Origin of the sequence: Microbispora sp. CA-102843 (assembly GCF_050936215.1) — a bacterium.
Lineage (GTDB): Bacteria > Actinomycetota > Actinomycetes > Streptosporangiales > Streptosporangiaceae > Microbispora.
This window is the reverse complement of sequence record NZ_JBNJNF010000001.1, coordinates 680,001-704,714: the sequence shown is the minus strand read 5'-3', so window position 1 is coordinate 704,714 and position 24,714 is coordinate 680,001. Positions and strand designations below refer to the sequence as shown.

Genomic DNA, 24,714 nt, shown 5'->3' with positions numbered 1-24,714 from the left:
GGATGATCTGTTGCGCTACCCTTGCCTGGTTTTGGACCGCAACATAAAGGTCACCAGGGACAGCCCCACCTGGTTGATCTATCTCCAGCTCGCCACCTTCGCCACCTACCTGTACGGCTTGTCGGCCGCCCTGCCGCTCCTGCGCGCCGAGCTCGGCGTTTCCCAGGCCGTCGCCGGGCTGCACGGCACCGGGATGGCAGTCGGCGGCATCGCCGGCGGGCTGGCCCTGCCCGCGCTCACCAGGCGGTTCGGGCGCCGCGTCGTCACCTGGGCCGGTTTGACCGGGATGAACGCCGGGGTGCTCCTCGTCGCGTTCGGGCACGCGCTCCCGTTCACACTGACCGGTTTCACGCTCGCCGGCGGCTGCGGTTCGACGGCCCTGTACGTGATGATGGCGGTGCTCAGCGACCACCACGGCCCGGCAGGGGCGGCCGTCATCAGCGAGGCCAACGCGGTCGGCGTCACCGCCGGAATCGCCACCACCTACGTCTTCAGCGTGGTGGCCGAGTCGCCGGTCGGCTGGCGGCCCGCGCTGTTCGTGCCGGTGGCCTCCACGCTCCTGCTGGCCCTGCTCATGGGCCGGGTCTGGGTGACGCCGTTGCCCGCCCCGCCGCCGTCGCCCATGACCTCTTCCAGGGTCCCGTACGGCTGGCGCTTCCACGTCGCCGGGGTGGTCCTGCTGTGCTGCGTGGCCCTGGAGTTCGCCTTCAACCTGTGGGCCGCCGAACTGCTTTCCCAGCGGACCGGGCTGTCGCCCGGTGTGGCGGCGACAGGGCTGACCGCGATGCTGACCGGCATGGCCGTGGGCCGGTTCGGCGGCGCCCGGCTGGCCCTGCGCTTCGCGCCGGGGTCGGTGCTGCTGGGCTCGCTCGGGGTGACCCTGGCGGGCTGGGCGCTGTTCTGGGCCGGGACCTCGGCGCCGGTCTGCTACGCCGGGCTCGCGCTCAGCGGGCTCGGCATCTCGGTCCAGTTCCCCATGGGCCTCACGCGCATGATCGAGGTGTCGGGAGGCCGGCCGGACCAGGCGTCGGGCACGGCCTCGATCTGGGCGGGCGTGGGCTCGGGCAGCGGGCCGTTCGTACTCGGCGCGCTGGGCGACGGCTTCGGTACGCACACGGCGTTCCTGCTCGCGCCCGCCCTGATCGCGATGGCCGCGGGCGGAATGGCCGCTTCCAGATCGCGTTCCTGAGAACCCGGGCCGGTCAGTTCCAGGTCGCGTTCTTGAGGATCGCGTTCAGCTCCGGGTGGTCCCACTGGTCGAGGACCAGGATCTTCGACGTGGGCAGATACCACTCGCGCTGGTTGTAGTGCAGCTTCACCCGCCACTTCTTGTCGACGCAGGTCGCCGCCCACTTGTGGTAGTCCGCCTGGTGGCCGGGCCCGACCTGCCGCAGCCCCTTGTCCGCGACCTTCCACTCGCCCTTGTACAGCTTGTAGCTCTTGGGACAGATGCTGACGTCGGTCGCGGGGTCGTAGCCGTACTTCGACTTGTACGCCTGGAACGTGCGGAGCCCGATCTTGAGCGCCTTCGGGCCCAGCACCCAGAAGCTGTGGCACCCCCAGTCGCGGAAACCGAAGTCCTCGGTGCCGTAGGTGGGGCACGAGCCGGTGATGACGCGGACCCAGTCCTTGTCGTCCTTGGCCACCTTCCACGACGCGGGGATCGTGAGGGTCAGGCCGTTGCGCAGGTGGACCTGCTTGGTGCCGCCGCTTTCGCTCGCGAACGCCGCCGCCGGAGCCGTCAGGGTGGCCGCCAGCACGGCCAGGCCGGCCGCCGCGGCCGAGATCGTCTTTCTGAACATGTCCGGCACACTAGGCGCGGTCACTTGCGGACGACTTGCGGCCCGATATCCAAGGGATCGCCCGAACGCTGCGTCAGTTCCAGGTCGCGTTCTTGAGGATCGTGCTCAGGCCTGGGGTCCCCCACTGGTCGATCACGAGGATCTTCGACGTCGGCAGGAACCACTCGCGCTGGTTGTAGTGCGCCTTCACCTTGTACGAGCTCATGGTCACGCAGGTCCCCGCCCAGTCGCGGTAGTACGCCTTGTGCCCCGGCCCGACCTGCCGCAGCCCCTTCTCGGCGAGCTTGCTCTGGCCCATGTAGAGGTTCTTCTTGATCGGGCAGGGCCCGACGTCGGTAGCCGGGTAGAACTGGCCGTCCGGCGTGTACTGCCGGAACAGTTCGTGGCCGACCTTGATGGCCTTGGGCCCCATGACCCAGAAGCTGTGGCATCCCGAGTCGCGGAAGCCGTACGTGTCGGTGCCCTCGGTCGGGCACGAACCGGTGATGACCCGCAGCCAGTCCTTGCGACTGTCGTCGACCTTCCAGGACGACGGGATCCTGAGAGTCAGGCCCTTGCGCAGGTGCAGCGGCTTGGTGGCCGCGCTGTCGTTCGCGAACGCCGCCGCCGGAGCCGCCAGGGACGCCGCCAGCACGGCCAGGCCGGCCGCCGCAGCCGAGATCGTCTTCCTCATGCCCCGGACGTTACGCCCGGCCGCTTGCAGACGGCTTGCCGAGCCTCGCCACGAGGTCGCCGAGGAAGGCCACGACACCGTCGGGCCCGTCCACCACCACGTCGGCGCGCTCCGCCAGGGCGGTCACCTCCGTGGAGCCACTGCACACCCGTACGCCGGGGATCCCGGCCGACTCGACCGCGTCGAAGGCGGCGAGGTCCCCCAGGTCGTCGCCGACGAACATGACCGAGCGGGCGTCCCGCTCGGCGAGGAAGGCCGACAGGGCCTGTCCCTTGTCCATTCCGGCCGGCCGCAGCTCCAGCACCATGCGGCCCGGCTCGACCGCCAGCCCGGCCTCCTCGGCCAGCGCCGCGACCGGCCCGCGCAGCGCCTCGAGCGCCCCCGCGGGGTCGGCGCACCGCCGGGTGTGCACGGCGACGGCCCGGTCCTTGTCCTCGATCCACACACCGTCGAGGCCCCCCAGGAGCTGGGGCAGCCGGGCGCGGACCAGGTCGAGCCCGGGAGGCGGTGGCGGGGCCGTCAGGCGGCCGTCCTCCCAGCGTTCCAGTCCGTAGTGGCCGAGGATCACCAGGCCGGGCACGTCGGCGAGGGACGGTCCGCCGGGGACCTCGCCGAGGGCGAGCGCCGTACGCGGCGGGCGGCCGGTTACGATCACGACGGCACGCACCAGCGGGGCGAGGGCGGCCAGCACGCCGGGCACGCCGGGATGCACCCGGGCGGCGGCGGGGTCGGGCACGATCGGGGAGAGCGTGCCGTCGTAGTCGAGCCCGATCACGGCGCCGGCCGGATCGGCGGCGATCGCGTCGAGTCCTGCGTGCGCGGGCAGGGTCATGTCCTCACTCCGAAGGGGGTCACGTGCGTACGCCTCGACGACCTCATGCCCCGGGAGCGGGGCTCATGCATGCGATGGGAGAAACCGACGGGAATCAGGAGTTCAGTCCGAAGCGGCGGGCCGAGCGGTCGCGCCGCCGGCCGGCCCTCATCCGGCGCAGCCGCTTGACGAGCATGGGGTCGTGCTCCAGCGCCTCAGGCCGGTCGATGAGTTCCCCGAGTAACTGGTAGTACCGGGTCGCGGAGATGCCGAAGGCCTCCCTGATCGCCTGCTCCTTGGCGCCCGCGTAACGCCACCACTGGCGCTCGAACGCCAGCATCTCGCGGTCGCGGTCCGAGAGGTCGAGCCCTTCGCCGCCGGCCGGTTCGGTGTCCATCCGCTCCTCCTCGATCGGCTCGCGGGCCCGTCCCATGGTAATGCCAAGCCCGGCAGACGAACCCGGGGTGTTCAGGCCGGGCAGGACGGACGTAATGTCACGTGGTGTGAGCTCTGTAATCACGCTTCTGACCGACTACGGGCTGGAGGACGGGTTCGTCGCCGCGTGCCACGGCGTGATCGCGGGCATCGCTCCGCAGGCTCGGATCATCGACGTGGGTCATCTCGTCCCCGCTGGGGACGTACGGCGCGGCGCGGCCATCCTCGCGCAGACCCTGCCCTACCTGCCGGCCGGCGTCCACCTCGCGGTCGTCGATCCCGCCGTGGGAGTGAACCGCCGCGCGGTCGCCGTGGAGGCGGGGGGACGGGTGTTCCTCGGCCCGGACAACGGCGTCCTGTCGTGGGCCGTCCGCGCCGCGGGGGGCGCCGAGGCCGCCTACGAGATAACGAACAAGGACCTGTTCCTGGCGAACGTCTCTCCGACCTTCCCGGGACGGGACCTGTTCGCCCCGGTGGCCGCCCACCTGTGCACCGGACGTACGGCCGCCGATGTGGGGCCGCCGATGCCGGTGGACCGCCTGGTGACCCTGCCCGCGCCGACCTGCCGGTTGCGGGACGGCGCGGCCGAGGGCGAGGTGCTGTCGGTGGACAGGCACGGCAACGTCCAGTTGTCGATCACCGCCTCCGACCTGGCCGAGCTCGGCGTACGGCTCGGCGACACCATCGCCGTCTGGCTCGGGCGCCGCCAGGTCTCCGTGCCGTTCCGGGAGACGTTCACCGCCGTGCCGCCCGGCGACCTGGTGGCGTTCGCCGACTCCGCCGGCCTGGTCGCGATGGCGATCAACGCCGGGGACGCCGCCGACCGCCTGGGTCTGCCCCCGGGCGCGCACGTACGGCTGTCGCCCGGGCGCTGACCCGGCCGGTCCTACTGGGCGTTCACCACGTCGCGGACCTCCGCGAAGTGGCAGGCGCTGGGGTGGTCGCTGCCCGGGCGCGCCTCCAGCGCGGGCGCCTGCTCGGCGCAGATGTCCTGCGCCTTCCAGCACCGCGTCCGGAAGTGGCAGCCCGAGGGCGGGTTGGCCGGCGAGGGCGGGTCGCCCTGCAGGATGATCCGCTGACGGGTCTCCCGGCCCTCGGGATCGGGCACCGGCACGGCCGACAGCAGCGCCTGCGTGTACGGATGCGTCGGGCCGTCGTAGATATCGGCGTCGCTGCCCAGCTCGACGATCTTGCCGAGGTACATCACCGCGACCCGGTCGGAGATGTGGCGGACCACCGACAGGTCGTGCGCGATGAAGATGTAGGCGAGGTCGAACTCGTTCTGCAGCCGCTCCAGCAGGTTCATGACCTGGGCCTGGATCGACACGTCGAGCGCGGAGACCGGCTCGTCGCAGATGATGATCTCAGGCTGGAGCGCCAGACCCCGGGCGATGCCGATGCGCTGACGCTGACCACCGGAGAACTGGTGCGGATAGCGGTTGATGTGGTCGGGGTTGAGGCCGACCACCTCCAGCAGCTCCTGCACCCGGCGCCGCCTGCCGCCCTTCGGCACGACGTCCGAGTGGATCTCGAACGGCTCCCCCACGATGTCGCCGACGGTCATCCGCGGGTTCAGCGAGGTGTAGGGGTCCTGCATCACCATCTGGATGTTGCGGCGCATCCGCTTGAGCTCGGCGCCCCTGGCCGTGGCGATGTCCCTGCCGTGGACGCGCACGGAGCCCGACGTCGGCCGCTCCAGCGCCATCAGCAGCTTGGCCAGGGTGGACTTGCCGCAGCCCGACTCGCCGACGATCCCGAGCGTCTCACCCCGGTGCAGGTCGAAGGAGACCCCGTCCACGGCCTTGATCGCGCCGATCTGCCGCTTGACGACGATGCCCTGAGTGAGCGGGAAGTGCTTGACCAGGTCGCGGACTTCGAGGATCGACTCAGCGTTCTTCTTCATCGATGACCTCCCTCCAGTAGTGGCAGGCGCTGCCGCGGGTACCACTGATCGTGTACAGCGGGGGCGCGTCGGTCACGCAGTTGTCCCGCCGGTACGGGCACCGCGGGTGGAAGGCGCAGCCCGTCGGCATCTCCAGCAGGTTGGGCGGCAGGCCCTTGATCGCGTAGAGCTCCTGGCCCTTTTGGTCCACCCGGGGGATGGACTCCAGCAGCCCCTTCGAGTAGGGGTGGGCCGGGTTCTTGTACAGGTCGTGCACCGGGGCGTTCTCGACGATGCGCCCGCCGTACATGACCGCGATCTTGTCCGCGACGTCGGCGACGACGCCGAGGTCGTGGGTGATCAGGATCAGGCCCATGTTGCTGTCGCGCTGCAGCTCCGCGAGCAGACCCATGATCTGTGCCTGGACGGTCACGTCGAGCGCGGTGGTCGGCTCGTCCGCGATCAGGATCTCCGGGTCGAGCGCGATCGCCATGGCGATCATGATGCGCTGACGCATGCCGCCGGAGAACTGGTGCGGGAAGTCGTTGACCCGATCCTTGGCGGCCGGGATCCTGACCCGGTCCATCAGCTCGATGGCCTTCTTCTTGGCCTCCGCCCGCGACGTGCCGCGGTGCATGCGGAACATCTCGGCGATCTGCCAGCCGACAGGGAAGACCGGGTTCAGCGCGGACAGCGCGTCCTGGAAGACCATGGAGATGCCCTCCCCGCGGATCTTCCTGCGCTGGTCCTCCGGGAGCTTGAGCAGGTCGACGCCCCGGAAGCGGATCTCGCCCCCGGTGATCTTCCCCGGGGGCATGTCGAGGATGCCCATGATGGTCTGGGCGGTGACGCTCTTGCCCGAGCCCGACTCGCCCAGCACGGCGAGCGTCTCGCCGGCGTCCACGCTGTAGGTCACGCCGTTGACGGCCTTGGCCACGCCCGCCCGGGTGCGGAACTCGACGTGGAGGTCGTCCACCTCCAGCAGGGCGCCGCTGTGGGAGCCTCTGCCCACCTGCTCGGAAAGCACTTCCGTCACTCGCTGTGCCTCCTCATCGAAGCTTCGGGTCGAGGGCGTCGCGTACGGCTTCGCCGAGCATGACGAAGGTCAGCACGCACAGGGACAGGAACGCCGCGGGGAAGAGCAACGCGTGCGCCCCGGTCCTCATGTACGAGGCGTGGTCGGCGATCGCGATACCCCAGGAGATCACCGGCGAGCGCAGGCCGATGCCCAGCAGCGACAGCGTGGCCTCGGCGCCGATGTAGCTGCCGATCGTGATCGTGGAGTACACGAGGATCGGCGCCATCGAGTTCGGCAGCAGGTGCCTGAAGATGATCCGCAGCGGGCCTGCGCCGAGCGCCCTGGCGGCCTGCACGTAGTCCTGGTGCTTTGCCTGGATCACGGCCGAGCGGGCGATACGCATGAGGATCGGCCATCCCAGCAGGGCGAGCACGATGATCACGACCGCCATGATCATGGCCTTGCCGGGGTTCGACTGGGCCGGCGCGATGGTGCCGAGGATGATGATCGCGCCCAGCACGTACGGCAGGCCGAGGAACATCTCGCCGACGCGGGAGACGATCGCATCGATCCAGCGCCCGAAGTAGGCCGCGAGCACGCCCGTCAGGCCGCCGAGCAGGACGGTGGCCAGCGTGGCCAGCACACCCACGATGATCGAGGTGCGGGCGCCGTACACGGCGCGGGCGTAGACGTCGCGCCCCTGCAGGTCGTAGCCGAACCACGCGTCCGCGCTCGGCAGCTCCATGCTCTTGGCGAGCGTGGCGTACTCCGGGTCCTTGTGCGTGAACAGCGACGGGAAGGCCGCCATCAGGAGGAACACGACCAGCATCACGAGCGAGATCCAGAAGATCTTGCGTCGCTTCAGGATGTCCCACGTGTCGCGCCAGAGGCTGCGCTGGCTGTCCCGGACTGCGACCGGGCTCGCGGTCGGGTCGTCCGCCCCCTTGATCAGGTCTTGCGTCGCGGTCGGGTCACTCATAGCGGATCCTCGGGTCGAGCACGCCGTAGAGGAGGTCGACGAGCAGGTTGGAGAGCAGGTACACGAGCACGAGCAGCGTGGCCACGGGCACCACGATCGTGTAGTCCTGGCCGTTGATCGCCCGCCAGAGCAGGCCGCCGATGCCGTGGATGTTGAAGATGCCCTCGGTGATGATGGCGCCGGACATCAGCGAGCCGATCTCGGTGCCGAGGAACGTCAGCACCGGGATGAGCGAGTTGCGCAGCAGGTGGATCCCGACCACCCGCCGGTTGCTCAGTCCCTTGGCCACGGCCGTCCGCACGTAGTCGGCGCGCAGGTTCTCCACGATGCTCGTACGGGTGAGCCGCGCGGTGAACGCCATGTTGAGGCTGGCCAGCACGAGCGCCGGGACGATCAGCTCGGGGATCGTCGCCTCGTCCGTCACGGTCGGCGAGATCACGCCGAACTGCACGCCGAGGATCCACTGCAGCAGGTAACCGGTGACGAAGATGGGCAGCGACAGCAGGAACAGCGTGGAGATCGTCACCACGTTGTCGAGGAAGCCGCCGCGCTTGAGCCCCGACAGCACGCCGGCGCCGATCCCGATGAGTGCCTCGAAGAGCACCGCCATCAGTGCGAGCCTGATGGTGATCGGCCAGGCGTCGCCGAGCTGGGTCGCGACGGACACGCCGTTGAAGTCGGTGCCCAGGTTCCCGGTGAACAGGTTCTTCAGGAAGCTCCAGTACTGCACCAGGATGGGCTGGTCCAGGCCGAACTGCTCGCGCATGGCGGTGACATAGCTGTCCGGACAGGGCCGCTGGCCGCATCTCCCGGCGAACGGATCACCTGGGAGCTGCCAGACCATGTAGTTGATGATGAAGGTCGTGCCCAGCACGACAGGCACGAGTTGCAGCAGGCGCCGGATCGCGTATCGGCCCATGCGCACCTCCGATCTGACGCTAAAGGTCGTACATGCGACCCCCGTGGGTCAACACGGGAAGTCGCGAATGGACAGCCCACGAGGCCGGCCCCGGTGGGGAACCGGCCTCGGGGGGTTCACCTACGAGCTGTCCCTACGCTTCCTTGATCGCGATCGACAGCGGGTCGAGCACGCCGAAGGGGGTGACCTTCACGCCGGTCACCCACTTGGAGGTGCCGGCCTGCAGACCGTACGACCACAGCGGAATCGCGGGCATGTCCTGCTGCAGCATAGCCTCGGCCTCCTGGTAGAGGGTGTTGGCCTGCGCGGGATCGGTGGCGGTGTCGGCCTCGTGGAGCTTCTTGTCGAGCTCCTTGTTGTCGTACAGACCGTCGTTGGAGGAGGCGCCGGTCTTGTACAGCGGGTTCAGGAAGTTCTCGATGTGCGGGTAGTCCATCTGCCAGCCGGTGCGGAACGCGCCCTTGATCTTGTGCTGCGTGATGGTGTCGCGCAGCTCGGCGAAGGTGGGCATGTCCTTGTGCACGAACTTCACGCCGGCGTCGGGACCGAAGGCCTGGTTGATGCTGTTGACCGTGGCCTCGATCCACTCCTTGTGAGTGCCGTCCGCGTTGGACCAGATCGGGAACTCGGCCGGCGGGGTGTAGCCCTCGGACTTGGCCTTGGCGAGGTACTCCTTGGCCTTGGCGGGGTTGTAGGTGCACAGGTCACCACAGCCGCCGTCCTTGAAGCCCTCGACAATCGGGGAGACCCAGCCGTTGATCGGCACGCGGCCCTTGTTGAAGATCTTGTCGGTGATCGTCTTCCGGTCGATCGCGTACGACACCGCCTTGCGGAAGTCCGCGTTGCCGCCGAACTCCTTGTCGTACAGCGGGAAGGTGACCGTCTGGATGACGCCCTGCTGACCGTCGATCGCGCGGTCGCCGAGGTCGGTCTTCCACTTGTCGCCGGCGAGGGCCGACGGCGGGATCAGCTCGGTGAAGTCGAGGTTGTTGGAGACCAGGTCCGCGTACGCCGCGTTGTCGTCCTTGTACATCTTGTAGACGATCTTCTTGACCTTGGGCTTCTCCGGCCCGGCGTAGTCGGGGTTCGCCTCGACGATGATCTGCGAGTTGTGGTCCCACTGCACGAACTTGAAGGGACCGTTGGTGACCGGCTTCTGCGCGAAGCCCTTCGGGTCCTTGAAGAAGGCGTCGGGGAGCGCCGCGAAGCTCGTGTAGCCGAGCTTGGTGCGGAACACGGCGACGGGCGCGGACAGCGTGACCTTGAAGGTGAGGTCGTCGACGACCTCCAGGCCCTCCAGCTTGTCGGTCTCCGGCTTCGGGGCCTCCTTCGGCCCGTCGGGGCCGTCGGGGTCCTGCGTGTTGACCTTGTCGTAGCCCACGATGTCACCGAACCAGAAGCTGCCGAGCTGGGCGTTCGGCGAGTACGCGGTGTAGTTCCAGGCGTCGACGTAGTTCTTCGCGGTGACCGGTGTGCCGTCGGTCCACTTCAGACCGGGCTTGAGCTTGATCGTCCACACCTTGTTGTCGGTGGTCTCGATCGACTCCGCCTGGTCGAGCTCGGGAGCGGCCGTGTCCGAGTTGTACTTGACGAGCCGGCTGTACACGAACTCGTTGATCGTGCCGCCGCAGGTCTCGTTGATGTTTCCGGGGACGAAGCCGGTCTGCGGCTCACAACCACGGATGTAGACGGTCCCCGTGGCGGCCCGGGGGTTGTCCCCACCGCCACTACTGGAGCCGCTGCCCCCGCCGCACGCGGCGACGCCGAGCGCAAGCAGCGCGGTGCCGGTGGCGATCTTTGCGCCCTTAGTCACGCGCATAGTGGATTGGTCCTCCCTCTAAGGATGGGCGTTCGCGCTGGTTGGCACCCGGTTTGCCGGGCTTCGTCAAACCAGCTGACGTCCTGCCAGTCGTCCGGAGCATCCCTTACCGGGCGCACCAGAGGAGTCTCCGGCACGTTGCAGTTCGGTCACACGTGCGTCAGTCGGGCGTCACACACATTCCTGTGAGCCCAACCTTAAATGCCCAGCACGGCATCAAACTCCCCTTTAGAGTACATATACCGACAGACGGTGGGTCCTTTGACCGGGCGTGGGGCCACACCCGCGCCCCGGTCCCCGGATCAGGATGTCCTGGGCTACCTTTGACCAGTCGCAGCCACGTTCGGTGCGACAGCCGTCCCACCGACCTCCATCCAATAGAGTCCATGCCATGAGCCAGCCGGAATCCGCGCTCGCGGAGGCCCAGGGTGGCGGCCGAGCCCCGGAGTCGCTGGCCGCGCTCGCCGAGCGTCACGGACTACGACGCGCCATCGCACGCCCCAGCATGCCCGCCTACCTGCGCCAACTGTGGGACCGGCGGCACTTCATCCTCACGTACGCCACCTCGCGCAACGTCTCCAAGTATTCCGAGTCGATGCTCGGCCAGCTCTGGCAGGTGCTGACCCCGCTGCTCAACGCCGCGGTGTACTGGCTGATGTTCGGCGTCATCCTCGGGCAGAGCAAGAAGATCGACAACTACCCGGCGTTCCTCATCACCGGGGTCATGGTATTCACCTTCACCCAGCGCACGGTGATCAGCGGGGCGAAGTCCATCTCGTCGAACCTGTCCCTCATCCGGGCGCTGCACTTCCCCCGGGGCGCGCTCCCGCTGGCGTACACGATCCAGGAGCTCCAGCAGCTCGGCTACTCCATGGCCGTGCTCGTCCTCCTTGTGCTCGTCACCGGAGAGCCGATTAGCTGGCTCTGGCTGCTGATCCCCGTCGTCCTGCTCATGCAGCTCGTCTTCAACATCGGCATGGGCATGTTCATGGCCCGCCTCGGCGCGTTCATGCGGGACATGAACCAGCTGCTGCCGTTCATCACGCGCACCTGGCTGTACGCCTCCGGCGTCTTCTACGCGATCGACGACCGCACCAAGGACCTGCCGGACTTCCTCAGGTGGGCGCTGGAGTTCAACCCCGCCGCCGCCTACATCGAGTTCATGCGCGACCTGCTGATCTACCAGCGGTTTCCCGAGCGCTGGGCGTGGGTCACCTGTCTATTCTGGGCAGTGTTCGCGCTGATCGTCGGCTTCTGGTACTTCTGGCGGGCCGAGGAGAGGTACGGCCGTGGCTGAGCTGACCAAGGAGCTGTCGCAGGTGGCGCCCCAAACCCCAGAGACGCAGAACCCGCAGAATCCCAAGGCCGGAAGCCCGACCGTCATCGTCGACGACCTCCACATCGTCTACAAGGTGTACGGCTCGGCCAGCGACTCCGAGAAGGGCAACGCGGCCAGCGCGCTGATGCGCATCCTGCGGCGGCAGGGCCGGCCGCAGATGAAGGAGGTCCACGCCGTCAAGGGCGTGAGCTTCGTCGCCCACCACGGCGACGCCATCGGCATCATCGGCCGCAACGGCTCGGGCAAGTCGACGCTGCTGCGCGCGATCGCCGGCCTCCTGCCCCCGCACAAGGGCGCCGTCTACACCAACGGCCAGCCGTCCCTGCTCGGCGTCAACGCGGCCCTCATGAAGGAGCTGACGGGCGAGCGCAACATCATCCTCGGCTGCTACGCGATGGGCATGAGCCCGGGCGAGGTGCGCGAGAAGTACGACGAGATCGTGGACTTCTCCGGCATCGGAGACTTCGTCCAGTTCCCCATGTCGACGTACTCGTCCGGCATGGGCGCCCGGCTGCGCTTCGCCATCTCCTCCGCCAAGACGCACGACGTGCTGCTCATCGACGAGGCCCTCGCGACCGGCGACCGCGAGTTCAAGAAGAAGAGCCAGCAGCGCATCAAGCAGATGCGCGACTCCGCCGGCACGGTCTTCCTGGTCGCCCACAACCTCGACGTGATCGAGGAAACGTGCAACCGGGTGATCTGGCTGCACAAGGGGAAGATCAGAATGGAAGGCGACCCCCAGGAGGTCCTGGAGGCGTACAACAAGGCCTGAGAGAAACGGAGGGGCGAACGTGCCGACGCCGCCACCGATCCCGTACGACCATCTGCCCGAGGTGCCCGCGCTGACCGTCGAGAGCGACGACGTGCGCGACGGCGAGCGGCTCCCCGAGGCTCACGTATTCAATGACTGGGGCATGAGCGGGCAGAACGTCTCCCCGCATCTGCGCTGGTCGGGTGCCCCCGAGGGCACCAGGAGCTACGCCGTCACCTGCTTCGACCCGGACGCGCCGACGGGCAGCGGCTTCTGGCACTGGGTGCTGTACGACATCCCGGCCACCGTCACCGAGCTGCCGGCGGGCGCGGGCAACGGCCCCGACTTCAAAGGGCTGCCGGAGGGCGCCAAGCACGCGCGCAACGACTTCAGCACAAAGGAGTACGGCGGAGCGGCGCCACCCCCCGGCCACCCGCACCGCTACCTGTTCGCCGTGCACGCCCTGGGCGTGGAGTCCCTGGGCGTGGACACCGACACGCCGCCGGCCGTGGTCGGCTTCAACATCACCGCCAACACGCTCGCCCGAGGCTATATCGCACCTGTGTACGAAACCTGATGCGAGAGGGCCGCTCGTTCCCCTATGATTCGAACGTAGATTCGACATAGGGGAGGGTCGGATGAGCGACCTGGCGACGGCGATCGACAATCTGGCCGCCGAAGATCCCTCGGAGCTTCCCGTCGGGCTGATCGCCGAGCAGCTCATCGAGCTGCACTGGCAGATGGCCCGCCTGCAGGCCCAGATCGCCAGGCGCACCCACCTGCGCACCCTTTTCGACTCGCCGAACTAGCGCCCTTCCCGTCCACGGGACCGGGCGCGACGCCGGACGGCCGGCGCCCTCGGGGGCGCCGGCCGCTTTCGTCATCGACGTCTTTCCTGTGGTCCTGCCGTACGCGGGGCCACGGTGCCGCCCGGCATGTCGCCGCAACGGCGGCGGAGGCCCTCAAGCGTGGCTCACCTGCCGTATCCACCCTGGCGTCCGGTCGGCGCGATGCCGGTCATCGTGCCCGGGGCGGACGAGACCGCGCTCGACGCCGCGGCGTCGGCCGTGGCCGTCGCGGAGGTGGCGAGCTCGGCCGCCGCTCCCACCGTTGCGGCGGCTCCCTGCGCCGGAGCGTCCGTGGTGTTCTGGGCGGTCCTGGTGACCGCGTGGGCGTTGGCGTCGGCCCGGGCGGCGGCCTCGGCGGTCGTCGTCTGGGTGCTGCTCACGGCGCGGTCCGCCGGAGTCTCGCACGGCACCAGCGACAGCAGGCCGCCCGCGCTGCCGGCGGTCGCCGCGACGGCGCCCTTGAGGCTGAGCAGCGCGTTGAGCCTGGCGGTGACGTTGAGCCCGGCGCGGACCGTGGCGCCCACAGTGGCGACGGCCGCGGCCGAGGCGTCCACGGCGGCGGCGGCCTGGCCGGAGGCCGCGACGACCGGCTTGCCGACCTGGGCGGCGACGACCGCGGCGACGTCCACCTTGGCGGCGACGGCCGCGATGACGTCGGCGTTGACACTCGCGACCGCGGTCAGGGCGGCCGTCAGGTGGGCCTCCAGCCTGGCGACGACGTTGGCGTTGACGGTGACGGCGGCGTCGGCCACGATGTCGGCCGCGATGTCGGCCGCCGCGCTGATCTGCGCGTTCGCCTCGGCGCACAGACTGGCCGTCACGGTGCCGGTGAGATTCGCGACCGCGACGAGGTCGGCCCTGATGTCAGCGGTCAGGTTCACCGCCACCTCGGCGGCCGCGTCGGCCTGTGCGACGACGCCGCCCGTCGCCCCGGCGACGGCCGTGCCCTGCAGATCGGCCAGAAGCCTCGCCAGCGCCGTGACCCGGTGCTCCGTGCACTTCTGCGCGCACACGTCGGCCTGCGCGGGCGCGGCCAGCATGCCGGCGATGCCGATCGTGACGGCGACGACGGCTGTCCTAACCACTCGTTTCATTGACTTGCCCCCGGTTCATATTCCTTTTCACGAGAGTGGGAATGACGAACCCAAGAACCCCCGTGCGTCGGCGAGCACGCCGACAAAGACGTCGGCATTTCTATCACTGCCGATCACGGCGGAAAGCCCTGCCGACCAGGGGATGCCCGGCGGGCACCCCGCCGGGAAAGTCGGTATATCGAGCACCGGACGACCACTTCGCGGTCACCCCAATCCCGCCTCAGGAGAAAGCGACGGTAAACACCGCGCCCAGGCCCCCCCGCAGATCTTTCCGCTCACTTTTAGCGACGCGCCGACGGGCGTCGCGACCCGGCAGGACCGGGACCGGCCACGAAGCCGCCGTATCGCGACATATCTCGATAAGAGCTACGCTGGCGAGGTGACTTCCCTCACGCCGTACGCGGGCGACGACCCCGCACAGCGCGCTTCGGACGCCGACCGCGACCAGGTCGCGGCCGTCCTCGGTGAGGCGCTGGCCACCGGCCGCCTGACGAGCGTCGAGCACGCCGACAGGCTCGACGCCACCTACAGCGCCGTGACCATCGGCGACCTCGTCCCCCTGACCAGGGACCTGCCCGACGTGTCCCATCCACCGGCTGCGCTCTCCACGGAACGGCACCGGGTCTCCGCGGTGTTCAGCAAGATCATACGGCGTGGGCGCTGGATCGCCGGGCGGCACACCGAACTCAGCTCGGTCTTCGGCGCGCTGATCGTGGATCTCAGCGACGCGGTCCTGCCCGGCCGTGAGGTGACCCTGGAGCTGAACTCCTTCTGCGGCAAGCTCATCGTCACCGTGCCGGCCAACGCCAGGGTGGTCGACGAGGGCAGCGCGGTCTTCTCGAAGCGCTCGGTGACCGGAGGGAACGGCGACGGCGACGGCCCGCTCATCCGCGTCACCGGCAACGCGCGCTTCGGCAAGATCGTGGTCTACCGCGGGACCCGTCGCTGACGGCCTACGATGCGGCCATGCAGCCCGCCGGCCGTGCGCTGCCCGTGGCCCTCGACGCCATGGGCGGCGACAACGCGCCCGGGGAGATCGTCGCGGGAGCCGTACAGGCCGTTCGGGAGCGGGACGTGCCCGTCGTGCTCGTCGGTCATCCCCGCCTGCTCTACCAGGAGCTGGCCCGGCACCACGCGGTCACCGAGATCCCCATCGTGCGCGCCGAGGAGGCGCTGGCGATGGACGAGGGCGCGCTGGCGAGCCTGAGACGGCCCCGCTCCAGCATCGCCATCGCCTGCCATCTCGTACGGCGCGGCGACGCCTGCGCGGTCGTGTCCGCCGGGTCGACAGCGGGCGTCGTCGCCACCGGCCGGCTGCGGCTGCGAGCCCAGCAGGGAGTCATGCGCCCCGCGATCGCGGTCGGCCTGCCGACCCTGCCCCAGCCGACCGTGCTGCTCGACGCGGGCGCCACGGCCGACGCCAAGCCGGAGATGCTGGTGCAGTTCGCCCACCTCGGCGTGGCGTACGCCGAGACGGCGCTCGGCATACACCGCCCCCGCGTCGGCCTGCTCACGATCGGCTCCGAGGCCGAGAAGGGCAACAAGCTCGCCAAACGGGCCCACGAACTGCTCGCCGCCACGCCCGGCGTCGACTTCACCGGCAACGTCGAGGGGCACGACCTGCTCAACCGGAAGGTCGACGTGGTCGTCACCGACGGGTTCACCGGCAACGTGGCGCTCAAGACCGTCGAGGGCACCGTGCGGTACGCCTTCGAGCAGCTCAGAGAGACGATCGCGGAGAGCCGGGTGGCCAGGCTCGGCGGGATGCTGCAGCGGGCCCGGCTCCGGGAGCTGGCCGGCCGGCTCGATCCGGAGGCGCACGGCGGGGCCGTACTGCTCGGCCTCAACGGCACCGTGGTGATCGCGCACGGCTCGTCGCGGGCGCGCGGCGTGGCCGCCGCCTGCGAGCTCGCGGCCCGCCTGTCGGCCCAGGGCATCGTCGCCAGGATCGGCGAGCGGATCGCCTCCACCAACAAGTCCCACCGCCGCTGGTGACCACCGGATATGGAACGGCGGACAGAAGGTGCGCGCCGATAAGCTTGGTGCATGACCGACCCGCAGCTCGTGCTCACCGAGCGGGTCCAGCAGGCGCTGGGTTCCGCCTTCGGTACGGAGTACGCCACCGAAGATCCGCTGATCAGGCCCTCTCAGTTCGCCGACTATCAGGCGAACGTCGCGCTCAGCCTGGCCAAGCGGCTCCGACGTGCCCCGCGGGAGGTCGCCCAGGCCATCGCCGACCACCTCGACACGGCCGACGTGAGCGTGGAGGTCAGCGGGCCCGGATTCCTCAACCTGACGCTGCGCGACGGCTGGATCGCCGAGCAGGCGGCGCAGCGGCTGCTCGACGAGCGCGTCGGCGTGCCGCAGCCGGCCCCGCAGACCGTGATCGTCGACTACTCGGCGCCGAACGCCGCCAAGGAGATGCACGTCGGCCACCTGCGCACCACGATCGTCGGCGACACCCTCGCGCGCACCCATGAGCACCTGGGCAACCAGGTGATCCGGCAGAACCACCTCGGTGACTGGGGCACGCAGTTCGGCATGCTCATCGAGCACCTCCTCGACATCGGCGAGGAGGAGGCGCTCGGCATGCTGGCCGCCGGCGACGGCAACGCCTTCTACCAGGCGGCGCGGCACAAGTTCGACACCGACCCCGAGTTCCAGCAGCGGTCCCGCCGCCGGGTGCCGCTGCTGCAGGGCGGCGACCCGGAGACCCTGCGCCTTTGGCGCGAGTTCGTCGACTACAGCAACCGCTACTTCAACAAGGTCTACCGGACGCTCGGCGTCACGCTGACCGACGACGACATCGCCGGCGAGAGCATGTACAACCCCATGCTCGCCGACGTCTGCGACGAACTGGAGCGCACGGACGTGGCCGAGATCAGCGAGGGCGCGCTCTGCGTGTTCCCGCCCGGCTTCAAGGGCCGCGACGACCAGCCGCTGCCGCTCATCGTCCGCAAGAGCGACGGCGGGTACGGCTACGCCACGACCGACCTCGCCGCGATCCGCTACCGGGTGCGCGACCTGAAGGCCGACCGCATCCTGTATGTCGTGGGCGCCACCCAGTCGCTCCACTTCCAGATGGTCTTCGCCGCGGCGCGGATGGCCGGCTGGCTGCACGACGACGTCAAGGCGGAGCACGTCCAGATCGGCAGCGTGCTCGGCAGCGACGGCAAGATGTTCAAGACCCGCAGCGGCGCCTCGATCAAGCTCACCGAGCTGCTGGACGAGGGCGTCGTCCGCGCCGAGGCCGTCATCGCCGACCGCGGGTACGACCCCGAGGCCCGCCGGCAGATCGCGCGCCAGGTCGGCATGGGCGCCGTCAAGTACGCGGACCTGTCGGTCAGCCACGACAGCGAGTACGTGTTCGACTTCGACCGCATGCTCGCCCTCACCGGCAACACCGGGCCGTACCTCCAGTACGCCACCGCCCGCATCCGGTCGATCTTCCGCAACGGCGGGATCGACCCGCAGTCGGTCACCGGCCCGATCACGCTGGGCCATCCGGCCGAGCGGGCGCTCGCGCTGCAGCTGCTCGGCTTCGGCTCGGTCGTCGCCGCCGTCGCCCAGCTGTCCGAGCCCCACCGGCTGTGCAACTACCTGTTCGACCTGGCCCAGGCGTTCACCTCGTTCTACGAGAGCTGCCCGGTCCTCAAGGCCGAGGAGGAGTCCGTACGGCAGTCGCGTCTGGCTCTGTCGGCGCTCACTCTGCGTGTGCTGCTGCGCGGGCTCGACCTGCTCGGCATCGAAGTCCCCGAGCGGATGTGAGCGAGGTGCCGGATTCCGCTTCGGCGGACACCGGGGAAAGTGTCCCCGGCGCCGGAGACGCCGTCTCCGAGGCCGGGGACGGCATTCCCGCCCGACCACGGCCGGCCGCCCGTACCGCCGCTCTCCAGTCCAGGGCGGCCCGGCCTCTCGGTTTCCGCGGGTCAGGCTCGTCCACGGCGCGCCTCATCCGTGACTGTCGCACCAAGCGTCTAGTCTGGCGCGGTCAAGGGAGTGCCAGCCGAGCCCTCGGGGAGCGTTCCGCGTGAGCATGGACCTGACCACAAGTCCGGACCCTGGAAACCTGGCCGAGGCCACGGAGCTGCACCGCTACGCCGAGGCGCTGATCGTCAGCCTGGCGGCCGACGGGACCGTGCCCGACCTGCCGCCGGGGATCACCGACGTGCCGGGCTACTGGCTGGGGCCCACCGTCGAGGCCCTCGTCCTCATCCTGTCCGGCAAGGACGCCCTGGAGCCGCTGGCCCTGGCCAACCAGTTGGACGAGCGGCGCACCGCCCTGTTCCTGTGTCTGGCCCTCGCCGTCTGCGGCCACGGCGACCGGATCCACGCCTCCTGGCTGGGCACCGCCTTCGGCAACCTGTCCGAAGACCGTCCGGTGGCTCCCGGCCAACGGGCGCTGTGGCTCGCCGCCGCCCGCGGGGCGTACGGACCGGTGGGCAAGATCTTCGTACTGCGCAAGCTCGACGCGGTGGACGTGCCGGCCACCGACGACCGGTGGCTGAAGGCCCTCGTGCCCGGTCTGCCGGAGACGTCCGTGCCCGCCTCTCTGGAGGCGTTCCCCGAACTGGCGAAGGTCGCCGAGATCGAGCGGTCGCTACGGGCGTCGGTCACCTTGTGCCGCCTGCGCGAGCGCTGCACCGAGATCACCTCCACCCGGCAGGCAGGCGAGGTCACCAAGGTCGTACGCGGCACGGTGTGGGCCGAGGACGAGCCGCTGGCCGTGCTCCGCGCCCTGGCCGGCCAGGGCGGCCAGGAAGGGCCGTTGAGCTCGCTCACCGGGCATCTGCTGCAGGACCTGGGTCCCGACGCCGATCCCCACCTGTCCGCGCTCGCCCTGCACGTGGCGGCGCCGGCGGTCAGGGCGGCGGCGGAGTCCCTCGTCGAGGTGGTGAGCGAGCCGCCGCCCGACACCCTGGATGTGCCGATCCTCGGCTATCCGATCAGGCTCAGACCCGAGGGCCCCGACCAGGAGTCGATGGCGGCGGCCGAGCAGCGGCTCGTCACCGAGTGCGTGCCGAAACGCACCCGGCCCTGGCCCGGATACGTCCTCCTGGTCCTCGCCGTCGTCGTCTTGGTCGCCGGGCTCGTGGTCTCGCCGCCGCTCGCCCTCGTCGGCCTGTTGATCGCCGCCGTGGGCGGGCATCTGCTCTGGCGGCACCGCGTCCGGGAACACTCCGACGTGCGGTACGTCCAGACACGGGCGGGCAAGCTCACCGACCTCGCCGACAAGGCCGTCTGGGCCCTGCACGAGTACGCCAGGGAGTCGGAGGAGCGCGCCTCCGCCGCCGCCCGCGACCTCGCCGAGGTGTCCACCCTCCTGCGCCGGGGCCCGCGGGCCGCGTAGGACACCGGGCTCTGCAGACCGTGTAAGGGCTGGCGCCTGCACCGGGGTCTGCGGGCCGCGTGGGACGTCGACACCTGCGCTACGGCTACTACGCCGGGCCGTGTAGGAGGCCGACGCCTGCGCTGGGGCGTGCTGATTGCGTAAGCGCCGGCGCCGCGGACGACTGTGCCCGCCGACCGGAGTGGGCGGCGGGCACAGGGTTCGGACTCTGACCGGCGGTTCAGGCGGTGGAGACCTCCACCGTCGCCGGTGTGATCAGGAAGACCTTGTCCGCGATCCGCTCGATACGTCCCTCACAGCCGTAGGCCAAGCCCGCGGCGAAGTCCACCATTCGTGTGGCCTCCGCCATCGACATGCTCGCCACGTCCATGACCACCGTGTGGCCCTCGCGGAAGTGCCGGCCGATCGTCAGGGCGTCGTCATACTTCTGCGGGCGGACCATGACAATACGGGCCGGGTCGGCGTTGGGGTGCCAGCGCTTGGCGGCACGCTCGGCCGCCGGCATCCAGTCGTCCTCGTACTCGTCCTCGGCGTAGGTCTCGTCGTCGTACTGCTCTGCCCCACCCAGGCCAAGGTAGCTCGCCACCTTGCGCACAGCCCCCATCGGTTCGTCCTTTTCCGGCTTGTCCTTTTCCGGGCTCGTCCCGATACACGGGACCGTAATCGACGATTCAGCGAACCCCCGCCGACACGCCCGGCCGTTTAAGTGTTGTTGGCTGGATAATGTGGAGGCCGGGCATGTGTGTCTTCGTCGTCAATTCCGTCAGCCCTTCCAGGGTAACTCGCGAACCCGCCTACCCCATGGAACCCTTCGCAAACATTTCTCACAGTCACCTCGAACGACGGCAGGCCTTCAGTAGATCACAACGGACGCCGCCGATGCCGGGTTCCCAAAATACGATCTTGCTGGTAGAACCCCGTATGGCGTCACCGAGAGGCGCGAATCGAGGCGGCTGCAATGAAGATCGAATTGCGCGCGGAGACGCTCCGAATTCACATTTCGAAAATGTTTTCGACAGCGGCGTGTGGCGCATATCACCGCTCTCCGGACGCCAGCCCGCGAACGGGAGTCGCCGCAATTGGGGGAACGGCCATGGAAAACTCTTTCCTCGCAGCGTCTCCCGTGGAACCGATATCGAGCACCATTTCGACCGGCTCACGGTTTTCGAAGCGGCACAGACCCGCATCCTGCTCACGCTCCACGAGGGGAGCATGGAGAACTCTGAGAAGGCTGAGAGCACTGAGAAGCGTGGGAAGGCCGTGAAGCCGGTGCAGGCCGTGAAGCCGGTGCAGGCCGCAAGGCCTGGACGCCTCTCCGGTCTCGCGGCCGATGGGAGACACCGGCGACGCGTGCTGGTGACCGGTGCCGGTTCTCGGCGAGCTGACCGAACAGGGCGTCGTCCGACACCGTGCGGCCGCCGCGGCCGAGAACGATAGGCGACGATCAGCCGCGCGTCCCCGGACTCGGCGGGCCGGGAGCAGCGTTCGCACAGCCGTGGTCTCTCCAGAAGCACCCGCCGATTCTCTCGCGCGTGCAGTGGGCCGGTCGATGGCCCAGCCCTTGAAAATTCGGGGCCAGACAACGGCGTGTCGCTCAGAGCGTCTGCTGGGCGTAGAAACGCCGAGGAGTCCTCATGCACCTCGACGGGGGGACAGCGAGGCGGGGAGACGGGACAAGGTTGGTTACGGGCGTAGGAAGTGCTGCATCCGCTTGCCGAGCGCGGGCGTGCCCACGGCCGTCGGTTCCGGCGTCTCGCCGGCCGCCGCTGGAGACGGCCTGTAGGTCTTGTCGCTGCGCCCGGCGGCGGGAGGTCTCACGGTGGGGCGTGTTGGCCGGGTGGGGTGGGACGTCACTGCGCCGGCCGGAAGGTCCGGTCCTCGCGAAGCCCGCTCCGCTGGGCCTTCGCTGCGGTCCTCCCTCCCGCCCGCTCCGCTCCTCCCGCTTGCTGCTCGCGCCCACCCACGGCGGCACCACATCCCCCTCGTCAACGGACGCCGAATGCTGGCTCTGGCACTGATTCCGTGCGTTGACCCGCCTCAGTCGGCGAGGAAGACGCGTTTGCGCAGGAGATCGGGGTTGGCCCGGCCATACATCTGCCGCTTGAGCATCTTGACGCGGTTGAAGTGGCCCTCCACCTTCCCGGAGCTGTGGGGCAGGGTCAGGCCGGCTTTGGCGGCGTCGAAGTCGCGCCGCAGCCCTGTGACGAAGGAGGGCAGTTCCGGCAGGTCGTCGGCCTGGACCCGCTTCATCCACTGCTCCAGGCCGTCACCGGTGAGCCGCATCATCATTTGGGCGAAGGCGCGGACGTGCTCGCGGAGCGCGGCCAGGGCCGGGCAGGCCGCGGTCAAGGTCTGCAGGTGCTGGTGCTCGTCGGCGTCGAGTGCGTCGGGGTGGCGGAGGAACCAGCCGGTGGCCTGGCGGACGGTGGGCGGGGGTGGCGGCAGGGCGATGCTGGTCTGTGACCTCCAGGGCTCCACGAGCTGGCGCACCAGGTGGCCTTGCCGCGGTAGCCCATGGCCGTGATCTCCTGATAGAGCTGCTCGGCGTTGGTGCAGCCCTGCTCCCAGCGCTGCCGCAGGTAGCCGGCGTACTCCTCGATCATCTTGGGGCGTTTGCCGGTGCCGTTGTGCACGAGCAACTCCTCCCGGCTGCTCGCGCGGGCGAAGCGCCGGACGGTGTTACGGGCCAACTTCAGCTCGCGGGCGATTGCGCGCAGGTCGCGGCCTTGCCCGAGCAACTGGTGGACGAGGGCGTGCCGGTGGCGGGTCCACTCGGCCAGACGGCCGGGCCGCCGCTCCGGGCAAGCGGGTTCGCCTGCAGGTGGGGCGGCGACCGGCGCCGGGGCCGGTGCCGTCACCTCGACCGGCGGGGTGACGACCGGCAGGTCCCGTAAGTGAGCGCGGTGCTTGGTGACGGTGCGCTCGACGGCGTCACCCAGATTTGCCCACATGTGCCACCGGTCGGCGACCTGGATCGCCTGCGGGGCACCCCGGGCGGCGCCGTCGGCGTAGCAGCCGGCCCTGTCCCGGCAGATGATCTCCACGCCGGGACGCTCGCGCAGCCAGGCGGCCAGGGCGTCGGATGAGCGTTCGGACAGCACGTCGACCGGCCGGCTGGCGGTGATGTCGATCAGGATCGTGCCGTAGGTGCGGCCGCGGCGCAGGGCAAAGTCGTCCACGCCCAGCACCTGTGGCCCGTCGCCCGGCTGGGGATCGGGCAGGGATCGGATCATCCGGATCAGCGTCATCCGGTTCACCGTGGCGGCCAGGCGGCAGGTGAGCCGGGCACCCGCCCGGCCACCCAGGGCCAGGGCGATTGTCTGCAGCAGCGTGCGGAGCGGGACGCTGTAGCGGCCGTAGCGGATGGTCAGTCCGGGCACCTGCTCGGCGAAGGTCTTCACAGTGCAGTCGTCGTTGCCGCACCGGAACCGCCGTACCCGCAGGTGGAGCACCGTCTCCTGGCCGCCGACCGCGCTGTCGCACACCCGCCGCTCGTAGCTGCTGTGCACGCGCTGGGAGATCGTCCCGCACCGCGAGCACGCCGCTTGCGAAGCGCGGGTCCTGGCTCGTATCCGTACCGACCTGCCGGACCGGCACACCTCGTCAATCTGCAGGCAGGCCAGGTGAGGGAAGAGAACCGCGAGCAACTCAGAGATCGTCAATCAGCATGATCAGCAACGCCTTGCAGCCGAGCGCGGGAAAATCACAAAACTAGTGCCAGAGCCCGAATACTGACCCTCTACGGTTCCGGCAAAGCGGCGGCACCACGCCGCCCTGTCATCTCGGCCCGCCGCCTCGCGCCGGCCCAGCCTGTCGCGGCACACGGTCGCACCCAGGAGGACGCCACCAGGACGCCATGGAACGCACCACCACACCCCGCGGGCGGAGCCTCTGGAAATGCGAAAGCCCCGGCCAACCGGCCGGGGCACCCCCACCACACACCATCTCCCACACCCCACCAACGGTGGCGGCTGAAAATGGTCCCGAAAATGCGGTAGGGCCACCCCAAACCAGGGTGGCCCTACCGCATGAAAGATTGTCCGGCGGTGTCCTACTCTCCCACACCGTCCCCGGTGCAGTACCATCGGCGCTGACAGGCTTAACTTCCGGGTTCGGAATGTAACCGGGTGTTTCCCTGCCGCTATGACCGCCGTAACCCCATGAAACACACAACCACCAAGCAATGGTTGCTGTCTCTGAGATCACATAGTGGACGCGAGCATATTATGGTCAAGTCCTCGGCCTATTAGTACCGGTCAGCTCCACGCATTACTACGCTTCCACTTCCGGCCTATCAACCCCATCATCTCTAGGGGGCCTTACCCACTCTCGTGGTGGGAGACCTCATCTTGAGGCGAGCTTCCCGCTTAGATGCTTTCAGCGGTTATCCCTACCGAACGTAGCCAACCAGCCGTGCTCCTGGCGGAACAACTGGCACACCAGAGGTTCGTCCGTCCCGGTCCTCTCGTACTAGGGACAGCCCCTCGCAAGTCTCCTGCGCGCGCAGCGGATAGGGACCGAACTGTCTCGCGACGTTCTAAACCCAGCTCGCGTACCGCTTTAATGGGCGAACAGCCCAACCCTTGGGACCTACTCCAGCCCCAGGATGCGACGAGCCGACATCGAGGTGCCAAACCATCCCGTCGATATGGACTCTTGGGGAAGATCAGCCTGTTATCCCCGGGGTACCTTTTAGCCGTTGAGCGACACCGCTTCCACACGCCGATGCCGGATCACTAGTCCCAGCTTTCGCTCCTGCTCGACCCGTCAGTCTCACAGTCAAGCTCCCTTGTGCACTTACACTCGACACCTGATTGCCAACCAGGCTGAGGGAACCTTTGGGCGCCTCCGTTACCTTTTAGGAGGCAACCGCCCCAGTTAAACTACCCACCAGACACTGTCCCCCACCCGGATTCACGGGCGCGGGTTAGACGTCCAAAACGACCAGAGTGGTATTTCACCAATGACTCCACCCTGACTAGCGTCAGAGCTTC

Annotated in this window: 24 protein-coding genes and 2 rRNA genes (1 of these 26 cut by a window edge); 10 read left to right on the top strand and 16 right to left on the bottom strand. The window is 69.1% G+C overall.

Annotated elements, in window-relative coordinates:
* Nucleotides 1–31 precede the first annotated feature (31 nt).
* On the top strand, nt 32–1,189 hold the full coding sequence (locus ACQEVJ_RS03400; RefSeq protein ID WP_433097038.1) for an MFS transporter: 1,158 nt from the start codon (nt 32–34) through the stop codon (nt 1,187–1,189).
* Between the two features lie 13 nt (nt 1,190–1,202).
* On the opposite strand, the gene ACQEVJ_RS03395 is transcribed toward ACQEVJ_RS03400, so the two are convergent.
* The 4 genes from ACQEVJ_RS03395 to ACQEVJ_RS03380 all read right to left on the bottom strand — a co-directional run bounded on the left by ACQEVJ_RS03395 (nt 1,203) and on the right by ACQEVJ_RS03380 (nt 3,683).
* A complete protein-coding gene (locus ACQEVJ_RS03395) occupies nt 1,203–1,802 on the bottom strand; it encodes a hypothetical protein (protein WP_433097036.1) in 600 nt (199 codons plus the stop codon).
* A gap of 73 nt (nt 1,803–1,875) precedes the next feature.
* Nucleotides 1,876–2,475 carry a hypothetical protein gene (locus ACQEVJ_RS03390; RefSeq protein ID WP_433097034.1) on the bottom strand — a complete coding sequence of 200 codons (600 nt, stop codon included), beginning with the start codon at nt 2,473–2,475 and terminating at the stop codon, nt 1,876–1,878.
* A gap of 10 nt (nt 2,476–2,485) precedes the next feature.
* Nucleotides 2,486–3,307: a trehalose-phosphatase gene (gene otsB / locus ACQEVJ_RS03385; protein WP_433097032.1), complete on the bottom strand. Its 822-nt coding sequence runs from the start codon at nt 3,305–3,307 to the stop codon at nt 2,486–2,488.
* Nucleotides 3,308–3,401: 94 nt separating this feature from the next.
* Complete coding sequence (locus ACQEVJ_RS03380) at nt 3,402–3,683, bottom strand: DUF3263 domain-containing protein (RefSeq protein WP_433097030.1); 282 nt, start codon at nt 3,681–3,683, stop codon at nt 3,402–3,404.
* A 106-nt stretch (nt 3,684–3,789) separates the two neighbouring features.
* On the opposite strand from ACQEVJ_RS03380, the gene ACQEVJ_RS03375 reads away from it, so the two are divergent.
* Nucleotides 3,790–4,596 (top strand): SAM hydrolase/SAM-dependent halogenase family protein, encoded by an 807-nt coding sequence (locus tag ACQEVJ_RS03375; RefSeq protein WP_433097028.1) that lies wholly within the window; start codon nt 3,790–3,792, stop codon nt 4,594–4,596.
* Nucleotides 4,597–4,607: 11 nt separating this feature from the next.
* Here the strand turns inward: ACQEVJ_RS03375 and ACQEVJ_RS03370 are convergent, their stop codons facing one another.
* From ACQEVJ_RS03370 to ACQEVJ_RS03350, 5 genes are all read right to left on the bottom strand, one after another.
* Nucleotides 4,608–5,624 carry an ABC transporter ATP-binding protein gene (locus tag ACQEVJ_RS03370; protein ID WP_433097026.1) on the bottom strand — a complete coding sequence of 339 codons (1,017 nt, stop codon included), beginning with the start codon at nt 5,622–5,624 and terminating at the stop codon, nt 4,608–4,610.
* Nucleotides 5,608–6,639: an ABC transporter ATP-binding protein gene (locus tag ACQEVJ_RS03365; protein WP_433097024.1), complete on the bottom strand. Its 1,032-nt coding sequence runs from the start codon at nt 6,637–6,639 to the stop codon at nt 5,608–5,610. The genes ACQEVJ_RS03370 and ACQEVJ_RS03365 overlap by 17 nt, the downstream gene beginning before the upstream one ends.
* Before the next feature lie 13 nt (nt 6,640–6,652).
* Nucleotides 6,653–7,600 (bottom strand): ABC transporter permease, encoded by a 948-nt coding sequence (locus ACQEVJ_RS03360; protein WP_433097022.1) that lies wholly within the window; start codon nt 7,598–7,600, stop codon nt 6,653–6,655.
* Nucleotides 7,593–8,519, bottom strand: coding sequence for an ABC transporter permease (locus ACQEVJ_RS03355; protein WP_433097020.1), 927 nt, complete (start codon nt 8,517–8,519; stop codon nt 7,593–7,595). The genes ACQEVJ_RS03360 and ACQEVJ_RS03355 overlap by 8 nt, the downstream gene beginning before the upstream one ends.
* A 133-nt stretch (nt 8,520–8,652) precedes the next feature.
* On the bottom strand, nt 8,653–10,332 hold the full coding sequence (locus ACQEVJ_RS03350) for a peptide ABC transporter substrate-binding protein (protein WP_433097018.1): 1,680 nt from the start codon (nt 10,330–10,332) through the stop codon (nt 8,653–8,655).
* A 397-nt stretch (nt 10,333–10,729) separates the two neighbouring features.
* On the opposite strand from ACQEVJ_RS03350, the gene ACQEVJ_RS03345 reads away from it, so the two are divergent.
* The 4 genes from ACQEVJ_RS03345 (at nt 10,730) to ACQEVJ_RS03330 (ending at nt 13,237) form a co-directional block, all read left to right on the top strand.
* Nucleotides 10,730–11,635: an ABC transporter permease gene (locus tag ACQEVJ_RS03345; RefSeq protein ID WP_142563547.1), complete on the top strand. Its 906-nt coding sequence runs from the start codon at nt 10,730–10,732 to the stop codon at nt 11,633–11,635.
* 22 nt (nt 11,636–11,657) lie between these two features.
* Complete coding sequence (locus ACQEVJ_RS03340) at nt 11,658–12,449, top strand: ABC transporter ATP-binding protein (protein ID WP_433112545.1); 792 nt, start codon at nt 11,658–11,660, stop codon at nt 12,447–12,449.
* Nucleotides 12,450–12,468: 19 nt separating this feature from the next.
* A complete protein-coding gene (locus ACQEVJ_RS03335; RefSeq protein WP_433097016.1) occupies nt 12,469–13,005 on the top strand; it encodes a YbhB/YbcL family Raf kinase inhibitor-like protein in 537 nt (178 codons plus the stop codon).
* Between the two features lie 61 nt (nt 13,006–13,066).
* Nucleotides 13,067–13,237, top strand: a complete 171-nt coding sequence (locus tag ACQEVJ_RS03330; protein ID WP_433097014.1) for a hypothetical protein — start codon at nt 13,067–13,069, stop codon at nt 13,235–13,237.
* A 164-nt stretch (nt 13,238–13,401) separates the two neighbouring features.
* Here the strand turns inward: ACQEVJ_RS03330 and ACQEVJ_RS03325 are convergent, their stop codons facing one another.
* A complete protein-coding gene (locus tag ACQEVJ_RS03325; protein WP_433097012.1) occupies nt 13,402–14,361 on the bottom strand; it encodes a hypothetical protein in 960 nt (319 codons plus the stop codon).
* A 388-nt stretch (nt 14,362–14,749) separates the two neighbouring features.
* On the opposite strand from ACQEVJ_RS03325, the gene ACQEVJ_RS03320 reads away from it, so the two are divergent.
* The 4 genes from ACQEVJ_RS03320 to ACQEVJ_RS03305 all read left to right on the top strand — a co-directional run bounded on the left by ACQEVJ_RS03320 (nt 14,750) and on the right by ACQEVJ_RS03305 (nt 19,720).
* Nucleotides 14,750–15,319, top strand: coding sequence for a DUF1707 SHOCT-like domain-containing protein (locus ACQEVJ_RS03320; RefSeq protein ID WP_433097010.1), 570 nt, complete (start codon nt 14,750–14,752; stop codon nt 15,317–15,319).
* 17 nt (nt 15,320–15,336) lie between these two features.
* Nucleotides 15,337–16,365, top strand: coding sequence for a phosphate acyltransferase PlsX (plsX, locus tag ACQEVJ_RS03315; protein WP_433097008.1), 1,029 nt, complete (start codon nt 15,337–15,339; stop codon nt 16,363–16,365).
* Nucleotides 16,366–16,416: 51 nt separating this feature from the next.
* On the top strand, nt 16,417–18,138 hold the full coding sequence (gene argS / locus ACQEVJ_RS03310) for an arginine--tRNA ligase (RefSeq protein WP_433097006.1): 1,722 nt from the start codon (nt 16,417–16,419) through the stop codon (nt 18,136–18,138).
* Nucleotides 18,139–18,406: 268 nt separating this feature from the next.
* Complete coding sequence (locus ACQEVJ_RS03305; protein ID WP_433112542.1) at nt 18,407–19,720, top strand: hypothetical protein; 1,314 nt, start codon at nt 18,407–18,409, stop codon at nt 19,718–19,720.
* A gap of 220 nt (nt 19,721–19,940) precedes the next feature.
* Here ACQEVJ_RS03305 and ACQEVJ_RS03300 read toward each other — a convergent pair whose 3' ends face one another.
* The 6 genes from ACQEVJ_RS03300 to ACQEVJ_RS03275 all read right to left on the bottom strand — a co-directional run.
* The gene (locus tag ACQEVJ_RS03300; RefSeq protein WP_433097004.1) at nt 19,941–20,324 is read right to left on the bottom strand and encodes a cell division protein SepF; all 384 of its coding nucleotides are present in this window, start codon (nt 20,322–20,324) and stop codon (nt 19,941–19,943) included.
* Nucleotides 20,325–20,755: 431 nt separating this feature from the next.
* Nucleotides 20,756–20,923 (bottom strand): hypothetical protein, encoded by a 168-nt coding sequence (locus ACQEVJ_RS03295; RefSeq protein WP_433097002.1) that lies wholly within the window; start codon nt 20,921–20,923, stop codon nt 20,756–20,758.
* An 834-nt stretch (nt 20,924–21,757) separates the two neighbouring features.
* Complete coding sequence (locus ACQEVJ_RS03290) at nt 21,758–22,165, bottom strand: ISL3 family transposase (protein ID WP_433112539.1); 408 nt, start codon at nt 22,163–22,165, stop codon at nt 21,758–21,760.
* A complete protein-coding gene (locus ACQEVJ_RS03285; RefSeq protein ID WP_433112536.1) occupies nt 22,066–23,319 on the bottom strand; it encodes an ISL3 family transposase in 1,254 nt (417 codons plus the stop codon). The genes ACQEVJ_RS03290 and ACQEVJ_RS03285 overlap by 100 nt, the downstream gene beginning before the upstream one ends.
* A 439-nt stretch (nt 23,320–23,758) precedes the next feature.
* Nucleotides 23,759–23,875 (bottom strand): 5S ribosomal RNA (rrf, locus tag ACQEVJ_RS03280).
* A gap of 71 nt (nt 23,876–23,946) precedes the next feature.
* Nucleotides 23,947–24,714: ribosomal RNA gene (locus ACQEVJ_RS03275) — 23S ribosomal RNA — on the bottom strand (it continues 2,337 nt past the right edge of the window).

Excerpts from the sequence above, each read along its gene's own strand:
- ACQEVJ_RS03395 (WP_433097036.1), bottom strand. The coding sequence starts at position 1,802 with ATGTTCAGAAAGACGATCTCGGCCGCGGCGGCCGGCCTGGCCGTGCTG.
- ACQEVJ_RS03390 (WP_433097034.1), bottom strand. The coding sequence starts at position 2,475 with ATGAGGAAGACGATCTCGGCTGCGGCGGCCGGCCTGGCCGTGCTGGCG.
- otsB (WP_433097032.1), bottom strand. The coding sequence starts at position 3,307 with ATGACCCTGCCCGCGCACGCAGGACTCGACGCGATCGCCGCCGATCCG.
- ACQEVJ_RS03380 (WP_433097030.1), bottom strand. The coding sequence starts at position 3,683 with ATGGACACCGAACCGGCCGGCGGCGAAGGGCTCGACCTCTCGGACCGC.
- ACQEVJ_RS03370 (WP_433097026.1), bottom strand. The coding sequence starts at position 5,624 with ATGAAGAAGAACGCTGAGTCGATCCTCGAAGTCCGCGACCTGGTCAAG.
- ACQEVJ_RS03360 (WP_433097022.1), bottom strand. The coding sequence starts at position 7,600 with ATGAGTGACCCGACCGCGACGCAAGACCTGATCAAGGGGGCGGACGAC.
- ACQEVJ_RS03355 (WP_433097020.1), bottom strand. The coding sequence starts at position 8,519 with ATGGGCCGATACGCGATCCGGCGCCTGCTGCAACTCGTGCCTGTCGTG.
- ACQEVJ_RS03345 (WP_142563547.1), top strand. The coding sequence starts at position 10,730 with ATGAGCCAGCCGGAATCCGCGCTCGCGGAGGCCCAGGGTGGCGGCCGA.
- ACQEVJ_RS03330 (WP_433097014.1), top strand. The coding sequence starts at position 13,067 with ATGAGCGACCTGGCGACGGCGATCGACAATCTGGCCGCCGAAGATCCC.
- plsX (WP_433097008.1), top strand. The coding sequence starts at position 15,337 with ATGCAGCCCGCCGGCCGTGCGCTGCCCGTGGCCCTCGACGCCATGGGC.
- argS (WP_433097006.1), top strand. The coding sequence starts at position 16,417 with ATGACCGACCCGCAGCTCGTGCTCACCGAGCGGGTCCAGCAGGCGCTG.
- ACQEVJ_RS03305 (WP_433112542.1), top strand. The coding sequence starts at position 18,407 with ATGGACCTGACCACAAGTCCGGACCCTGGAAACCTGGCCGAGGCCACG.
- ACQEVJ_RS03300 (WP_433097004.1), bottom strand. The coding sequence starts at position 20,324 with ATGGGGGCTGTGCGCAAGGTGGCGAGCTACCTTGGCCTGGGTGGGGCA.